Raw genomic sequence first — 15,118 nt, 5'->3', positions numbered from 1 at the left:
GGCTGATGACTCGAAATCTGCTGAGCGCGGTCCCGATCACCGATCGAGACCGGCCGTCGGTGTGTCGGACTCGACGCGACCGTCGATCATGCTGACGATGCGGTCGGTGGAGCGCGCGGCCTCGAGATCGTGGGTCGCCATCACCACTGCTCGACGCCCCTCGCTGGCGTGTGCCACGTCCGCCAGAATCTCGAGGATGTTGTGGGAGGTCTTCGAGTCGAGATTTCCGGTGGGTTCGTCGGCGATCAACAGTGCCGGATTCATCATCAATGCTCGGGCGATCGCGATGCGTTGGATCTGGCCGCCCGACAGCTGAGCCGGCCGGTGCTCGGATCGATTCGAGAGCCCGACCATCTCGAGCAGTCGCATCGCGTCGGCCTTGGCCTTCTTGATGGGTGTGCCGTCCAACAACTTGGGGACGGCGACGTTCTCCCACGCGGACATCGTCGGCAACAGGTTGAAGAACTGAAAGACGAAGCCCACCTGGTGGCGTCGGAAATCGGATTGCGCGTTGTCGTCGAGGGTGGTGACTTCGACGTCGTCGAACCGGATGGAACCCGACGTCGGGGTGTCGAGTGCGCCGAGCATGTGCAGCAGCGTCGACTTGCCGGCACCGGACGGTGCGACGAGCGAGACGAACTGGCCGCCCTCGATCGTGAGATCGATGCCGTCCAACGCCCGCACCGGTTGCTCTCCGGTGGGGTACTCCTTGACCACCCCGGACAACTCCAGCATCAACTTCGCCACGGACGAATCCCCTTGCTTCTCGAATGTATCTTCGACGCTACCTGCCGTCGGATCGAGAAACCGGTCGGAACTCTCAGATCAGGCTGCGCCGCGCGAGGATTCGAGTCGGCGGGCCACCAGCGCGGCCTGCAGGTGTCGGATTCCGGACGGACGCGTGGGGTCGAAGCCGGTGAGCTGTGCGATCCGCTTGAGGCGGTAGTCCACGGTGTTGGTGTGCAGATGGAGCTGGCGGGCAGATCGCTGCCGGTTCAGATCGTGCGAGATGTGGATCTCGAGGGTCTCGAGCAACTCGGGTGACGAATCGAGCGGCTCGAGGATCTGAGTCAGGTGGCGACGGCCGGGGCCCGGACGCGTCAGCTGGTACTCCAGCACGAGGTCGTCCATGCGGTACAGGCCGGACGGGCGGTGCAGTTGATGGGCCAGGGACAGCAGTTCGTGTACCTGATCGGCTGCGGTGGGGATGTCCGCGGTGGCGGCTTGCTCGGCGGTGACGGTGACGGGCACCTCGGCGGCGGTACCGATGCGATGCACCAGAGCCTCGACCCACTCGTCGTCGTGCACACCGGGGATGAGGACGGTGCCGCCCTCGGTGCTCAGCAGGGACAGGGGAGTGCGGCCGCAGATCGTGGCCAGTTCGGCCTGCACACGACGCAGCTTTCTGCGAGCGGCGACCGTCTTCTGGATGTTGGGGTCGTTCTCGTCCGGGTGCGGCGGCACCGAAATGGCGAGCACGAGGTAACTGTCGGCGAGTTCGATGCCGGACTGACGTGCCATCGACACCGCGTTGTGGCCGCTGAGAAGTGAGGTGACCAGAGTGTGCGCTGCAGTGTGGTGTTCGCTGGCCACTGCTTGCAGTTCTTCGACGTAGCTCTTGCTGGCGGCGATGGATACCTTCTCCGACAGCAGCACGAACATGCGCGCGGCCTCGATCAGCTGTGCGGCATCGCCCTCGCCTGCCCGCTTCGACACCAGGTTCCAACCGATCTGGATGCCCTCGTGGTAGACGCTGAGCACGGATTCGAGCGGAACACCTTCGCGAGCCCACTGGCTGGCCTTGGCGCGGAGCTCGGCCAGGTCGGACTCGGCCGGAGCGCGGCGTTCGTCGAGCATCTGGACGGCGATGCTGATGCATTTGACGGTGAATTCGGTGACGTCGCCGTGGAGCTGTTCGCCCGGCAACGACCCACAGGGAGTGTTGGCTGCGAAATGCCCTACCAGGAGCCGCGCCACCGCGCGGAAGTCGCGAAGAGGAGCCGACGCAGGCTGACCCGCGACCATGATTCCGAGGCTAGTCGAGTTGTGAACGGTCACAGATCAACCCTTCGTGTTGGATTCTTCAGGTCATTCGGACTGCAAACTTACTCACGCGTATCAACGCGCTTCCATGGCTCAATCTATGCAACCGAGCGTAAAACCGCGGTGTTTTCGTACTTCAAGTTTGTTTCCTGGCCTCTAACAGGATCGATCATAGGTTGTTATCAACGTGTGATCCAGGTTTTCGGCAAAACTCGTTGTGATCTATCTCGAGCGAGTGGCGCGGACGGCTGCGACTTGCCCTAAACAATCGCGAAGCCGTTCACGGGGTGTGCAGCGCACATCTACCTTGATCTCGTTGGGAGTGGGCGACGAAGGGACGAGCATGCACAGTGATATCGGTCAGTTCACTGTTCTCCGGGAGTTGCGCCCGACCATCGAGGAGAATCTCGCCCGTCACCGCGCCGAGTCCGTTCACTGGGAACCGGCCGACTTCGTCCGTGCCGAGATGTACTGGGGATCGCGTCCCTCGACGCTGACCGAAACTGCGAAAGCCGCGCTGGTGACGAATCTTCTGGTAGAGCAGAACATTCCGCTCTACCGCCGGGATGCGGTGGCAACCGAGGTCGGTGCCTGGCCGTCCTGGCTCACCGACTGGAGCAACGAACGACGTCGGCATGCAGCGGCCGTCACCGACTACCTGGTCGCCACCCGCAGCGTCGATCCGGTCGCCCTCGGACGAGCTCGAGCGCAATGTATGGCGGTGGGATTCGACTCCCCGATGAACGGCGCACACCTGCTCCGGTCACTCGTTCAGGTGGCCCTGGACGAGTCGGTCTCGAGCATCAGTCATCGCAACACCGCAGATCAGTGCCATGATCCGGTAGCAGATCGTCTCCTCGGGCGCATCGTCGCAGATCAGGAACTGCACGTCCGATTCTTCGAGAACCTGGTTTCGGCAGCGCTCGCCGTGGCACCCGGCCTGACGGTCACCGCCATCACCGAGGTCGTCATGAACTTCCAGCTACCGGGTACCAACCTGCCGGGTTTCGCCCGCAGTGCGATGCTCATCGCGCGCGACGGTATCTACGACCTCGCTCGCCATCTCGACGAGGTGCTGCGGCCCATGTTGGCCCAGTGGCGCATCTTCGAGCGGACAGATCTCGGTGCCGGAGCGCGCAAACGCGATCAACTGGCGGACTACTTGGACCATCTCGATGCCCAGGCCGCCACCATCGAGCGCAGCTCCATGCGAACGCAGGAGTACGCAAACGCATTGCGCGCCAGCTGAGACCACTTACCTCGGCGGGGTCCATCGACTAACCTGAACTCCTACTCTTCTTCACGCTCCACACCTCGTGTTCGGGGCAACGACCGGAGGCCCCCATCGTGACAGGCTCTCGACCGATCATCGTCGGAATAGACGGATCCGCCGCGGCGGACAAGGCGGTGATATGGGCGGCCCTCTGCGCGCACCGACGCGATCGGCGGTTGCACATCGTCACTGCCGTCGACATGCCGGGAGTAGTCGACCTGAGCGAATTTGCCGGAGAAGCAACGGAATTCGTTGCGACAGCCAAGTCCAGGTTGGTGGCGGCCGAGACTCTGGCCGCGCTGGTCGTCGATGATCCCGCGTTCGAGGTGACGTCGAGTGCCATCGAGGGCGGTGTCATGGACGTTCTCATCGGCGTCTCGGCGCAGGCCGAGATTCTGGTGATCGGTGCCAGCGAAACCGGCGCTGTCACATTGTCTTTGGCGGCTCACAGCGTCTCGCCGGTGGCCGTGGTGCGGGGTCGTGACATCGACGGTCGCCCGGTTGCCGAGGGCCCGGTCGTCGTGGGCATCGATGGGTCGGACGTCAATCAGGCTGCCGTCGAGTGGGCGTTCGCCGAAGCGTCGGCGCGTGCGGCCGTGTTGATCGCGGTACACGTGTGGTCCGATGTGGATCTGACGCAATCGTTCGGACGCGCGCCCAAGGATTGGCACGCCATCGCGGACGGCGAAGAGGCGCTACTGGCCGAGAGTCTCGCCGGCTGGCAGGAGCGGTTTCCCGAGGTCGAGGTGCAGCGCATCGTGGCTCAGGACCGACCGGTACGAGTTCTCAGTGGCCTGTCCGAAACCGCGGCATTGATAGTGGTGGGCAACCGGGGACGGGGCGGATTCGGTGGAATGCTGCTGGGGTCCACGAGTTTCGCACTCGTCAACACCGCGGACTGCCCCGTGCTCGTAGTGAGAAAAGCGCTCACATAGCGACGGTCAGCAAAAAGCTCACGTCTTCGATGGCCTCGACGCTGTGGCGGGCGTCGGGGATGACGAGCAAGTCGCCGGTCGAGCCCTTCCACGATCGCTCGCCGCTGATCAGCTCGAGCTTTCCGCTCAGGACCAGGACGGTGGATTCGCCGGACAGATCGTGTTCGGCCAACTTGTTCCCGGCGGCCAGGGCCACGACGGTCTGCCTCAGGTGGCGTCGATGACCGCCGTAGACCGTCTGCGAACTGCGGCCACTCGACGCGCCGACGGCAAGCTTGAGTTGTTGACGGGCAAGGGCGGTGAGTGACTTCTTGTCCATGATCGTCAGTATGACGCACTGCCCGCAGTCACGACGGGGGAATCCTGAACGCGCTCAGGAAGGTTGGGTAGCCTTTCCGTACTCCACGAAGCGAAACCGAGTCTCGTTCACTCGGCTGCTCTGCCACTCGCCGGCCTTCGCGATCCAGCCCTCCGGAATTGCGGGAGCACTGGTATCGCCGTCGACGTCGAGATCGACTTCGGTGACTTCGAGGTGGGTCGCGATACTCATTGCACTGCGATAGATTTCGCCGCCGCCGATGATCCAGACCGGGTTTTCGCCCACCCTGGCCACGGCGTCGGCGACGCTCGATGCGTTCTCGGCACCGTCTTCGGACCACGAGGAGTTGCGGGTGACCACGATGTTGCGACGCCCCGGCAGCGGACGGAACTTCGCGGGCAGTGAGTCCCAGGTCTTGCGGCCCATGATCACCGGATGCTCGGCCGTCGTGGCTTTGAAGTGCGCCATGTCCTCGGGAACGCGCCAGGGGATGCCACCCCCGTCACCGATCGTTCCGGCCCGGCTCTGAGCCCAGATCAGACCGACGAATCGTTCGGCACTCACACCGCGACCGGGGCCTTGATCGCCGGGTGGTGCCGGTAGTCCACTATCTCGATGTCCTCGAAGGTGTAGTCGAAGATCGAATCCCGTTGTGCCAGTTTGAGAGTGGGGTACGGATATGCCTCTCGGGAGAGCTGTTCGGCAACCTGCTCGCGGTGGTTGTCGTAGATGTGGCAATCGCCGCCGGTCCACACGAAATCGCCCACCTCGAGCCCGGTCTGCGCCGCCACCATGTGCGTGAGCAGCGCGTAGCTGGCGATGTTGAACGGCACACCGAGGAACATGTCTGCGCTGCGCTGGTACAGCTGGCACGAGAGCTTGCCGTCGGCCACGTAGAACTGGAAGAACGCGTGGCAGGGCGGCAGTGCCATCTGCGGGATCTCGCCGACGTTCCAGGCCGAGACGATCATCCGACGCGAATCCGGATTCGTCTTCAGAGTCTCGATGACCTGGCTGATCTGGTCGATGTGCTCGCCGGACGGGGTGGGCCACGACCGCCATTGCACTCCGTAGACCGGGCCGAGCTCGCCGTCCGGAGCTGCCCACTCGTCCCAGATGCTCACGCCGCGCTCCTGTAGCCACGTGGCGTTGGAATCGCCCCGCAGGAACCACAGCAACTCGTACACGATCGACTTCAGATGGACCTTCTTGGTGGTGATCAACGGGAAGCCCGCAGCCAGATCGAAGCGCATCTGATGCCCGAACACGCTGGTGGTGCCGGTCCCGGTTCGGTCGGACTTCGCCGTCCCGGTGCCCTGGATGTGGCGCAGCAGATCTTCGTACGGAGTCGGAACCATCACGACGGTCATCGTAGCTGCATACTGGACACATGCCGGAATTACCCGAGGTGGAAGCCCTTGCCGGCTTTCTGCGCGAGCATGCCGTCGGTGCTGTGATCGGACGCATCGACATCGCCGCACTCAGTGTTCTCAAGACGTTCGATCCGCCGCTCACCGAGCTGCAGGGCAAGGACGTCACCGATGCTGCCCGTTTCGGCAAGCACCTGGCACTGCGCGCGGGTGACCTGTGGTTGATCACGCACCTTTCGCGCGGCGGGTGGCTGCGGTGGGTGGACAATCCCAGCGCCGCGCCGCCCAAGCCCGGCAAGGGCCCGTTGGCGCTGCGCATCCATTTCTTCACCCCCGAAGGAGCCACGCCTGCCATCGACCTGACCGAAGCCGGTACCAAGAAGCGACTGGCGGTCTGGGTCGTCCGTGATCCTCAGCAGGTCGCGAGCATCGCGCGCCTCGGGCCCGATGCGCTGACGGTCACCGAGCTCGAGTTCGCCGAGATTCTCGGAAGTACCACTGCGCGACTGAAGACCTCGTTGGTGGACCAGTCCTTGTTGGCCGGCATCGGCAATGCCTACTCGGACGAGATATTGCACGTCGCGAAGCTCTCGCCGTTCGCGTCGTCGAGCAAGCTCGATCCCGAATCCGTCGCGACGCTCTACGCGGCGATGCGCTCGGTGCTGTCCGACGCGGTGGCGCGCTCGGCCGGACAGGATGCGGCGCGTCTGAAGGGGGAGAAGCGATCGGGCATGCGGGTGCATGCCAGGACCGGACTGCCGTGCCCGGTCTGTGGCGACCCGGTACGCGAAGTCGCGTACGTCGATCGATCGTTTCAGTACTGCGCCACGTGTCAGACGGCCGGCAAGATCCTCGCCGACCGCCGCATGTCCCGTCTGCTCAAGTAACGGGTTCGAGCTTCTGGCTGTCGTAGCCGCGGTAGCCGGCCCACGCCTTGCGCCGGTCGCTCCGCGGATCCTTCTGTACCCGGGTGCGGGTGTCGAAGATCAACGTCTTGCGCTCGGCCTCGTCGTATTCCGGCCACGAGTCCAGCGGTTTTCCGTTGGTGGCGAACGCAATCCACTGCGACTGCACCTGCTCGGTGACGTCGGAAAAGGCCTTTCGTCCGCCGGCGAGCGTCAGCGCCTTGCCGAACAGCGTCTTGCTGATGCCGAACACGGCGAACAACTCGAACCCGTGGGTGGCGTCGAGGCCCAGTACCTTCATGGACCGCGGCGCGAAGTCGAACCGGTAGAAGTACGTCGATGCGTGACGCGAATGCCCCTCGGCCACTTCCAGTGACGGCTTCCAGAAGGTGAAATCGCCACCGAAGTCGATGGCTGAGCGCTCGTTCGGGTAGCCCCGGTAGCCTGAAGTGACAACGGCTTCGGCGTCGGGGTCGGTGAGCGAGAACAGTTTCGTGATGCGCTCGGGGTTGGTGGGCAACGCGTCGAGGAACTTCGGAAACAGTGTTCCCTCACGCGCATTGGTGCCGATGATCAGTGGAACGCGGTGCGCGGTGCCGTTCGCGTAGGCCTCGATCGGGCTGACCGGCAGGAAGTCGCCGTCGATGACCGGGCCGAACGGGAGCAGGCCCGGAGTGCGGTGCAACGTGGTGAGACCGAGTTTGGTGCCCGCCCGTCCGAGCCGCAGTACCTCGGCGTTCTCCAGCGTCTCGGCAGCGTTGTCGACCGTGCCGCCGAGGTAGCCGACGAATTCGCGGGCCCACTGATCGGCGCGTTCCTTGGTGGTCGTCATGCCCGGGGCGGAGCTCTCGGAAATAGCTTGAGCAAAAAGGCCTTTCGCGGCGGGAACCGCCAGCAGCGTGGTGACTGCGTTTCCGCCCGCGGACTCGCCGAAGACGGTGACGTTGTTGGGATCGCCGCCGAACTCGGCAATATTGCGCTGTACCCATTCCAGAGCCGCAACTTGATCCCGTAAGCCGAGGTTGGAGTCGAACGGCCGCTCGGGAGTGGAGAACTGGGACATGTCGAGGTAGCCCAGTGCGCCGAGCCGGTAGTTGACCGAGACGTAGATGATGCCGTCGCCGTCCTTCAGCGAGCGGCGCACCAGAGAGCCGCCGCCGTACAGCGGGGTGGCCGACGTACCGAGTGTGTACGCGCCGCCGTGGATGAACACCATGACCGGACGCGGATTCTCGCTCGGTGCGTTCGGTGCCAGCACGTTGAGCGTCAGGCAGTCCTCGCTCGACGGCTGATACTTGCCGATCGCGAGCATCGTGCCGCGCTTGTGCTGAATCGAGGCGTTGCCCCACTCGGTGGCGTCGCGCACGCCCTCCCACGGCTCGGTGGGTTGCGGCGCTCGAAATCGAAGCGGGCCGACGGGCGGGGCGGCGTAGGGAATGCCTCGCCAGGTGGTGAGGTCACCGACGGGCTTGCCCTCGATGATGCCGTCGGAGGTGGTCACGCGTGTCGTCACAGCCATGTCGCGAGTGTACTGACCGGTCCTTACTCCCGGGTAAGAACCGGCGGGGTTGGGTACCGGGCAGACTCGAATACATGTCTTTCGAATATCGCGCCGAAATCGTGCAGCTGCTGCGAGCGCCGACGCACGCGTACTTCGGGAGATCCAAGGACGGCCCGGCCGAGGTACCGACCGACCTGCCGTCCAGTGTCGAGATCGTGGCCCACAAGGGCATCCGCGGCGATCGCTTCTTCGGCGTGAAGGCGCACACGGAGGCCGCGGTGAGCCTCCTGGCTGTCGAGGCCTGGGAGGCGGTGGGAGATGTGCTCGGTGTCGAGGTACCCGATCCGGCCGTGGCCAGGCGCAACCTCGTGGTTCGCGGGCTCGAACTTGACCCGCTGCGAGGGGAGGAGTTTCAGCTGAACTCCGGCGACGGCTGGATCACGTTCCGCGGCGGCAGGCCGGCTCACCCGTGCGCGTGGATGGACCGCATGGTGGCCGACGGTGCGCGCAAGGCGCTGATCGGTCGTGGCGGGCTCCGTGTCGAACCGCTGTCCGACGGCATTCTGCGGGTCGGAGAGTTGGCGGTGCGCTCCCCTGTCGAGCTGGATGCGGCACGTGCAGCACTGTCGGTCAGGCGCGCGCAGCCGATCTGACCTCCTCGTCGTTGCGCCTCCGGCGTCGAAGGCAACCCACCTGCTTGCTCACGAAGCAAATCTGTGCCCATAATATGAGTCTTGGTGTGACGGATCACACCGAACCGCGCGCCATGGCGTGGGTCACTGAATCCAGCGGGAAGAATTGCCGATGTCCGATATGTGGATCGTGATCAACACCGTCGTTGCCGTGCTGGCGGTGGTGGTCTTCATCGTTCGTTTTCACTTCAACCCGGTGATCTCGCTCGTACTCGGGGCTGCGTACCTGGGTCTGGCGACGAAGCTCGGAGTCGGGGCCACCGTCGACACGATCACGGGCGGCTTCGGCGAGATCATGGCCGAGGTGGGGCTGCTCATCGCGTTCGGTGTGCTGATGGGGTCGGTGCTGCAGGAGATGAGCGCTATCCAGCGTCTCGTCGGCACCCTACTGAAAACGTTCGGGCCCAAACGGCTCCCGTATGCGCTGTCGCTGACCATCGCGACTGTGTTGCAGTCCATCTTCCTCGACGTGCTGTTGGTGATCTCCGCTCCGCTCGCTCGAAACCTCGCCCCCAAGATCGGCAAATACGGAACAGCGAGAATGGCCACGGCACTGGCCATCTCGCTCGAGTGCGGAATCGTGTTCATGGTCCCTGGTGTCGCGACGCTCGCGCTGGCCGGCCTGCTCGGCGTGCCGCTGGGCAAGATGATGATCTACGGACTGATCCTGATCGTTCCGGTCGTCGTGCTGTCGGTGGCCATCATGTCGTTCGTGTTCCGGCACGGTTGGTGGAACGAGGAGAAGGACGAGCAGCAGATCGTCGTAGTCCCAGAGCCCGTGGTTCCGGAGCCTGTCGATTCCGACGACGAGCCCCTCGAAACCGGAGGTGGCGTGGCGCAGAAGGTGCGTACCGAGAAGCAGACGTCGCTGGTGGTGTTGCTCTCGCCGCTGCTGCTCGCGCTCGTCCTCATCGCCATCGGTGCCGTACTCGAAGTGGCCGAAATATCGGTTCCGGTGGTCGAATTCATCGCCAGCCCAGTCATCGCGTTGCTCATCGGCTTGGTCGGGACGTGTCTCATCGGCCGCTACCACGTCGGTCAGACACGAGTGGAGAAAGCACTGGCTCGCGGTTTCGCCGAAAGCGGGCAAATTCTGATCCTCACCGGTGTCGGTGGTTCGCTCGCGGCCGTCATCAACGAGGCGGGTCTCGGCGACATCCTCGGCCAGTACTTCACGGCCAGTACCGCGGCTCCACTGTTGATGGTGTGGGTCATCGCTGCCGCGTTGCACATCGCCGTGGGATCGGTGACGATCTCCGCCATCACCTCGGCCGGAATCCTCGCCCCGGTCGCTCCGCTCATCGGCCTCGACCCGGTGTTCATCGCGTTGGCCGCGGGCGCGGGGTCGCTGTTCGCCGTGCACGTCACCAGCAACACCTTCTGGCTGCTGCAGTCCTTGATGGGCCAGTCGACCAGGGGCACACTCAAGACGTGCTCGGTGGGCGTCTCGCTGGCCTCGGTCATCGCCATCGTGTTGATCGTGCCGATGAGCTGGATCCTGTGAGCCTTGATTCTGTGAGACCTGATTCTGGGAGTATCGAAAGGAACACGATGGCACTGCCGCTCAGCGGAGTTCGAGTTCTCGAACTCGGCAACTACATAGCCGCACCCACTGCGGCACGCATGCTCGCTGATTTCGGTGCCGAGGTGATCAAGGTCGAAAGGCCGGGAACCGGAGACGAACTGCGTAACTGGCGGTTGTACTCGGGCACCACGTCGATGCTCTACCGCACGATCAACCGGAACAAGAAGTCGATCGTGCTGGACCTGCGCACTGAGCAGGGGCGTAAGGACGTCGTCGATCTCGCCGCCGAGTGCGACATCGTGCTCGAGAACTTCCGTCCCGGCACTCTGGAGAAATGGGGCATCTCACCGGAGGTGCTCAGCGCAGCCAACCCCGAACTGATCATCACGCGTATCTCGGCCTTCGGGCAGACCGGCCCGATGTCGCAACGACCCGGATTCGCCGCTGTCGCAGAGGCATACGGCGGCTTCCGCAACCTCGTCGGTGATCCGGACCGGCCCCCGGTGCGAGTCGGTGTCTCGATCGGGGACTCGATCGCCGGTCTGTACGCGGCCTTCGGATGTGTCATGGCCCTGTTTCAGCGACAGACTCTGCGGGCGGCGCAGGCACCGGATCAGCAGACTCCGCTCACGCTGGCGCAACGTTCCATCGATGTCGCACTGAACGAGTCGATTCTGTCGATGATGGAATCGCTGATCCCGGACTACCTCGCCTACGGCGTCGAGCGCGAACGGACGGGCGGCCGGATGGAAGGCATCGCACCGTCGAACGCATACCCGTGCAACGACGGTCACTCGATCATCATCGCCGGCAACGGCGACGCCATCTTCCAGCGCTACATGGAGACCATCGACCGTCCCGATCTGGGAGCCGATCCGGACCTGGCGTCCAACGCCGGCCGATGGCGTCGACGCGACGAGTTGGACGCCGCTATCTCGGCCTGGACCGGATTGCACTCGCGCGAAGAGGCTTTGAAGATCCTCGACGCCGCCGGAGTGCCGTCGGGGCCGATCTACACCGCGGCCGATATCGTCGCCGACGAGCAGTATGCCGCCCGCAACATGATCCAGCACTTCCAGGTCGACACCGGCGAGGACGAGCCGACCGACGTCGGATTCGTCGGTGTCGTTCCGGTGATCGGTGATACGTCTCTGCCGATTCGTTCGGTCGGACCGGATCTGGGTGAACACACCCGAGAAGTACTGTCGACCCTGCTCGGCCGCACCGACGAAGAGATGGGCCTGTAGATGTACCGATTCACCCCCGCCGCGGAGTTACGCGACGTCACGATGCGCGACGGACTTCAGCTCACCGGCAAGATGCTCTCCACCGAACGCAAGCTCGAGATCATCAGGGCGCTCATCGAACTCGGTGTACCGTCGCTCGAGATCGGGTCGATGGCACGGGGCGACAAGGTGCCGCCGATGGCCAACACACTCGAGGTCATCGGTGAATTGACCGCCGAGGAACTCGCGCGATGCTGGGTGTGGGTCGCCACTCCACGTCACGTCGAGAAGGCCGCCGCCGCCGGGGCCCGAAACTTTCAGTACTGCTTCTCCGCATCGGACTCACACAATCAGGCCAACATCGGTCGTACCACCGAGGTGTCGCTGGCGGCCATGCCCGATGCCGTCGACATCACACGATCGGTGGGCGGTGAGATCGAGTTGTGCATCGCGACGTCCTTCACCTGCCCGTTCGAGGGACAGGTGCCGCCGGATCGGGTCATCGAGATCGCCAACGACGAACGAGCAACGGGCGCAACAGATATCGTCATCTGCGACACCCTGGGGCAGGCGGTGCCGGCGCAGGTGCAGTCGCTGATCTCGCGGGTGCGCGCCGAAACTCCCGATCGCAGAGTGGTGTTCCACGGTCACGACACCTGGGGCCTGGGCGTTGCGAACACTCTTGCCGCGATCTCCGCCGGAGCAACGATGGTCGACGGTTCGCTCGGCGGACTCGGCGGTTGTCCTTTCGCCCCCGGAGCCAGTGGTAACACCTCGTCGGAGGACATTCTGTTCGCGACGCGGCCGGACTGGTTCGAGCCGAAAACCCTTGCAGCCATGGCGACTCTGTCGGAGGAGTTGCTCACCGAATTGGGCGAGCCCATGAGGTCGAAAACAGTTCAGGGTGCACGGTCCGAAGCGCGAGCTTTCGAGTGGGTCGTATGAGTCGCATCCTCGTCACCACCGAGATCCCAGCCCCGGGCATGGATATTCTGCGCGCCGCCGGGGAAGTGGACCTACGGGAGGTCGATCACGAGCAGTTGGTCGGGGCCTGCGCTTCGGGGAACTACTCCGTGGTCGTCTCCCAGCTGCGTGATCGGTTCGATGCGGAGCTGCTGGCCTCGGCATCACTCGTCGGGATCTCCAACTACGCTGTCGGATTCGACAACATCGACATTGCAGCCGCAACCGAACGCGGCATCACGGTCGCCAATACCCCCGGGGTGCTGACGGATTCGACGGCAGACATCGCGATGCTGCTCATCCTGTCCACTGCCCGCCGCGCCGTCGAGGCCGACGCGTTCGTCCGCTCCGGCTCGTTCACCGGATGGGAGCCGGAACTGCTTCTCGGCAGCGATGTCTCGGGTCGAGTGCTGGGGCTGGCCGGGTTCGGTCGTATCGCCCGCGCCACCGCGCGTCGAGCACTGGGTTTCGGTATGACGGTCAAGTTCTGTCCCCGCCCACCCGGCGACCGCGAGGTCTCCGATGACGAACTCGGGGAGTTCGCAGGTCGCGTCGAGCATGCGTCGTGGGACGAGATCGTCACGACCAGCGACTTCCTCTCCCTTCATGTGCCGTTGTCGGATTCCACGCACCATCTGATGAACGCGCAGGTACTCGCAGCGATGAAACCGTCGGCGATCGTGATCAACACTGCGCGGGGTCCGGTGATCGACGAGGCAGCCCTGGTGACCGCGCTTCGCGAGGGCACCGTTGCCGCAGCAGGTTTGGACGTCTACGAGCGCGAGCCGGACCTCGAACCGGGGCTGGCGTCGCTACCGAACACGGTGTTGCTCCCACACGTGGGGAGCGCGACGGTGTCGGTGCGTTCGGAGATGGCTCGGCTGTGCGCCACCAATGCAGCAGCGATGTTCGGTGGTTCGATGCCACCGCATCCGGTCAATCCCGACGCGTGGGGTCACGCGGGGTAGCGTCCGCCCAAGGTTCTCGTGATCTGCTCGGCGTGGGAGATCAGCAGATCCACCCAGGCCTCGCACTGCAATTGCGGCATCCGCAGTGTCGGGCCACTGATCGTGACGGCACCGACGATGTCCGCAGCCGAGTCGAACACCGGAGCGGACAGGCCCGACGCTCCGGTCTCGCGCTCACCGGTAGTGATCGCGTAGCCGTCGGACCTGGTCTGTGCCAACAGTGCTCGCATCGTCTCTGCCTCGGTCACCGTCTGCTCGGTCATCGATTCGAGCTCGCGGGAGAGAACACGCTCGGCCAGTTCCGAATCCCAGGCCAGCAGGACGCGACTGGCCGATCCCGCGCTGAGCGGGATGACCTTGCCTACGTACATGTCTCGTCGCAACGCATGTCGCGTCTCGGCGATCGCGACGCACACGCGATAGTTCTGTTCGGGCCGAAAGAAGCACGCCGTTTCGGTCGTCAGATCGCGCATGTCCTTGAGTATCGGGTTGACGATCGACAGCACGTCGAGATCCTTGGTCGCCGTCGCGGCCCAGTAGGCCATGCGCACCCCGATGCGAATGCGATCGCCGCTCCGGTCCAGAAATCCCTGCTGCACCAGATTGGTGACCAGACGCTGGACAGTCGAGGTCGGTAGTCCGGTGGTCTGTTGAATCTCGCCGAGGGTCAACGAGGGACGGTCGAACGAGAAGGCGTCGAGTATCTCGGTGATCTTGCCCAGCACCAGAAGCGGCTGCTGCTTCGACGTGCTCTCGGTGCTCACACGTCCAATCTACTTGGCCACTCGATCCTCGAGGCGGTTGATCGGCGCGGTGAGCAACAGAATCAGGAGCGACCACAGACCGAGCGGGGTGAACGACAGCCCGAGAGCCACCAGCATCAGTGTCGAGGTGATGGCTCCGTTGCGCGTGCTCGCGGACGTCGGGGTATCGCTCGCGACGATGTTCGGGTGCCGAGACACGATCACGTCGGCCACGAACATCGCGATGACCGACACCGCGATGGTCGCGACGTAGAGCGGTGACGCGCTCGCGTCGTAGCCGCTCTTCTCGGCGATCAACTTGGTGGGAAACGGCAGAAACACTATGGACAACAACCAGACGAAGTTCACCCACATCAGACTCCGGGTGTATCCGACCAGGTTTCGGAAGACACGATGGTGGCTCAGCCACTGCGAGAAGATGACCAGAAAGCTGAGTACGAATGCGAACAGCTCGACGCCGTGGTCACGCAGAATATCGACGAATTGTGCGCTTTCGTCCGGTTCGGCCAGCTCCACCAACGGCAGAATGAGCAATGTAGCGGCAATCGCGACCACGGCATCGCTGAAGTTGACCAGTCTGTCGAATCCACGCTCGTATTCCATGTCAGCATTCTGCTCCCTCTGCGAGTAGCGT

General features: G+C 64.1%; 16 protein-coding genes. 8 read left to right on the top strand and 8 right to left on the bottom strand.

Features of this window, described 5'->3' with window-relative positions; translation table 11 throughout:
- Positions 1-36 precede the first annotated feature (36 nt).
- Together CH286_RS03435 and CH286_RS03430 are read right to left on the bottom strand one after the other, a co-directional pair.
- Positions 37-738, bottom strand: a complete 702-nt coding sequence (locus tag CH286_RS03435; RefSeq protein WP_032378300.1) for an ABC transporter ATP-binding protein — start codon at positions 736-738, stop codon at positions 37-39.
- 87 nt (positions 739-825) lie between these two features.
- Positions 826-2,058 (bottom strand): PucR family transcriptional regulator, encoded by a 1,233-nt coding sequence (locus CH286_RS03430; protein ID WP_032377353.1) that lies wholly within the window; start codon positions 2,056-2,058, stop codon positions 826-828.
- Between the two features lie 328 nt (positions 2,059-2,386).
- Here CH286_RS03430 and CH286_RS03425 point away from each other — a divergent pair, with 328 nt between their 5' ends.
- Together CH286_RS03425 and CH286_RS03420 are read left to right on the top strand one after the other, a co-directional pair.
- Positions 2,387-3,292: an acyl-ACP desaturase gene (locus CH286_RS03425; protein WP_094608330.1), complete on the top strand. Its 906-nt coding sequence runs from the start codon at positions 2,387-2,389 to the stop codon at positions 3,290-3,292.
- A 98-nt stretch (positions 3,293-3,390) separates the two neighbouring features.
- Positions 3,391-4,251 carry a universal stress protein gene (locus CH286_RS03420; protein WP_032404355.1) on the top strand — a complete coding sequence of 287 codons (861 nt, stop codon included), beginning with the start codon at positions 3,391-3,393 and terminating at the stop codon, positions 4,249-4,251.
- On the opposite strand, the gene CH286_RS03415 is transcribed toward CH286_RS03420, so the two are convergent.
- The 3 genes from CH286_RS03415 to CH286_RS03405 are packed head-to-tail and all read right to left on the bottom strand — an operon-like array spanning position 4,244 to position 5,931.
- Positions 4,244-4,570, bottom strand: a complete 327-nt coding sequence (locus tag CH286_RS03415) for a cupin domain-containing protein (RefSeq protein ID WP_032377351.1) — start codon at positions 4,568-4,570, stop codon at positions 4,244-4,246. The two genes, CH286_RS03420 and CH286_RS03415, sit on opposite strands and share 8 nt — an antisense overlap.
- 54 nt (positions 4,571-4,624) lie before the next feature.
- Entirely contained in the window at positions 4,625-5,134 is a 510-nt protein-coding gene (locus tag CH286_RS03410; RefSeq protein ID WP_094608329.1) for a dihydrofolate reductase, read from the bottom strand.
- Positions 5,131-5,931 carry a thymidylate synthase gene (locus CH286_RS03405; protein WP_283164489.1) on the bottom strand — a complete coding sequence of 267 codons (801 nt, stop codon included), beginning with the start codon at positions 5,929-5,931 and terminating at the stop codon, positions 5,131-5,133. Before CH286_RS03405 ends, CH286_RS03410 begins: the two co-directional genes overlap by 4 nt.
- A 29-nt stretch (positions 5,932-5,960) precedes the next feature.
- Between CH286_RS03405 and CH286_RS03400 the strand changes: the two genes are divergently transcribed.
- On the top strand, positions 5,961-6,827 hold the full coding sequence (locus CH286_RS03400; protein WP_094608328.1) for a DNA-formamidopyrimidine glycosylase family protein: 867 nt from the start codon (positions 5,961-5,963) through the stop codon (positions 6,825-6,827).
- Here CH286_RS03400 and CH286_RS03395 read toward each other — a convergent pair.
- Entirely contained in the window at positions 6,820-8,364 is a 1,545-nt protein-coding gene (locus CH286_RS03395; protein WP_094608327.1) for a carboxylesterase/lipase family protein, read from the bottom strand. The two genes, CH286_RS03400 and CH286_RS03395, sit on opposite strands and share 8 nt — an antisense overlap.
- A 74-nt stretch (positions 8,365-8,438) precedes the next feature.
- Here CH286_RS03395 and CH286_RS03390 point away from each other — a divergent pair, with 74 nt between their 5' ends.
- The 5 genes from CH286_RS03390 to CH286_RS03370 all read left to right on the top strand — a co-directional run bounded on the left by CH286_RS03390 (position 8,439) and on the right by CH286_RS03370 (position 13,720).
- Positions 8,439-8,999, top strand: a complete 561-nt coding sequence (locus tag CH286_RS03390) for a molybdenum cofactor biosysynthesis protein (RefSeq protein WP_037155075.1) — start codon at positions 8,439-8,441, stop codon at positions 8,997-8,999.
- Positions 9,000-9,150: 151 nt separating this feature from the next.
- Positions 9,151-10,542: a GntP family permease gene (locus CH286_RS03385; protein ID WP_094608326.1), complete on the top strand. Its 1,392-nt coding sequence runs from the start codon at positions 9,151-9,153 to the stop codon at positions 10,540-10,542.
- Between the two features lie 47 nt (positions 10,543-10,589).
- Positions 10,590-11,810 (top strand): CaiB/BaiF CoA transferase family protein, encoded by a 1,221-nt coding sequence (locus tag CH286_RS03380; protein ID WP_032404349.1) that lies wholly within the window; start codon positions 10,590-10,592, stop codon positions 11,808-11,810.
- Positions 11,811-12,734 carry a hydroxymethylglutaryl-CoA lyase gene (locus CH286_RS03375; RefSeq protein ID WP_094608325.1) on the top strand — a complete coding sequence of 308 codons (924 nt, stop codon included), beginning with the start codon at positions 11,811-11,813 and terminating at the stop codon, positions 12,732-12,734.
- On the top strand, positions 12,731-13,720 hold the full coding sequence (locus CH286_RS03370; RefSeq protein ID WP_094608324.1) for a 2-hydroxyacid dehydrogenase: 990 nt from the start codon (positions 12,731-12,733) through the stop codon (positions 13,718-13,720). The genes CH286_RS03375 and CH286_RS03370 overlap by 4 nt, the downstream gene beginning before the upstream one ends.
- On the opposite strand, the gene CH286_RS03365 is transcribed toward CH286_RS03370, so the two are convergent.
- Together CH286_RS03365 and CH286_RS03360 are read right to left on the bottom strand one after the other, a co-directional pair.
- Positions 13,708-14,484, bottom strand: coding sequence for an IclR family transcriptional regulator (locus CH286_RS03365; protein WP_032404346.1), 777 nt, complete (start codon positions 14,482-14,484; stop codon positions 13,708-13,710). The two genes, CH286_RS03370 and CH286_RS03365, sit on opposite strands and share 13 nt — an antisense overlap.
- Positions 14,485-14,493: 9 nt before the next feature.
- Positions 14,494-15,087, bottom strand: coding sequence for a TMEM175 family protein (locus CH286_RS03360; RefSeq protein WP_037155084.1), 594 nt, complete (start codon positions 15,085-15,087; stop codon positions 14,494-14,496).
- Positions 15,088-15,118: the final 31 nt, after the last annotated feature.

The organism is Rhodococcus sp. WWJCD1, from assembly GCF_002258735.1.
Lineage (GTDB): Bacteria > Actinomycetota > Actinomycetes > Mycobacteriales > Mycobacteriaceae > Rhodococcoides.
Note: the sequence above shows the minus strand (reverse complement) of the source record. Positions and strands in the feature narration are given on the sequence as shown.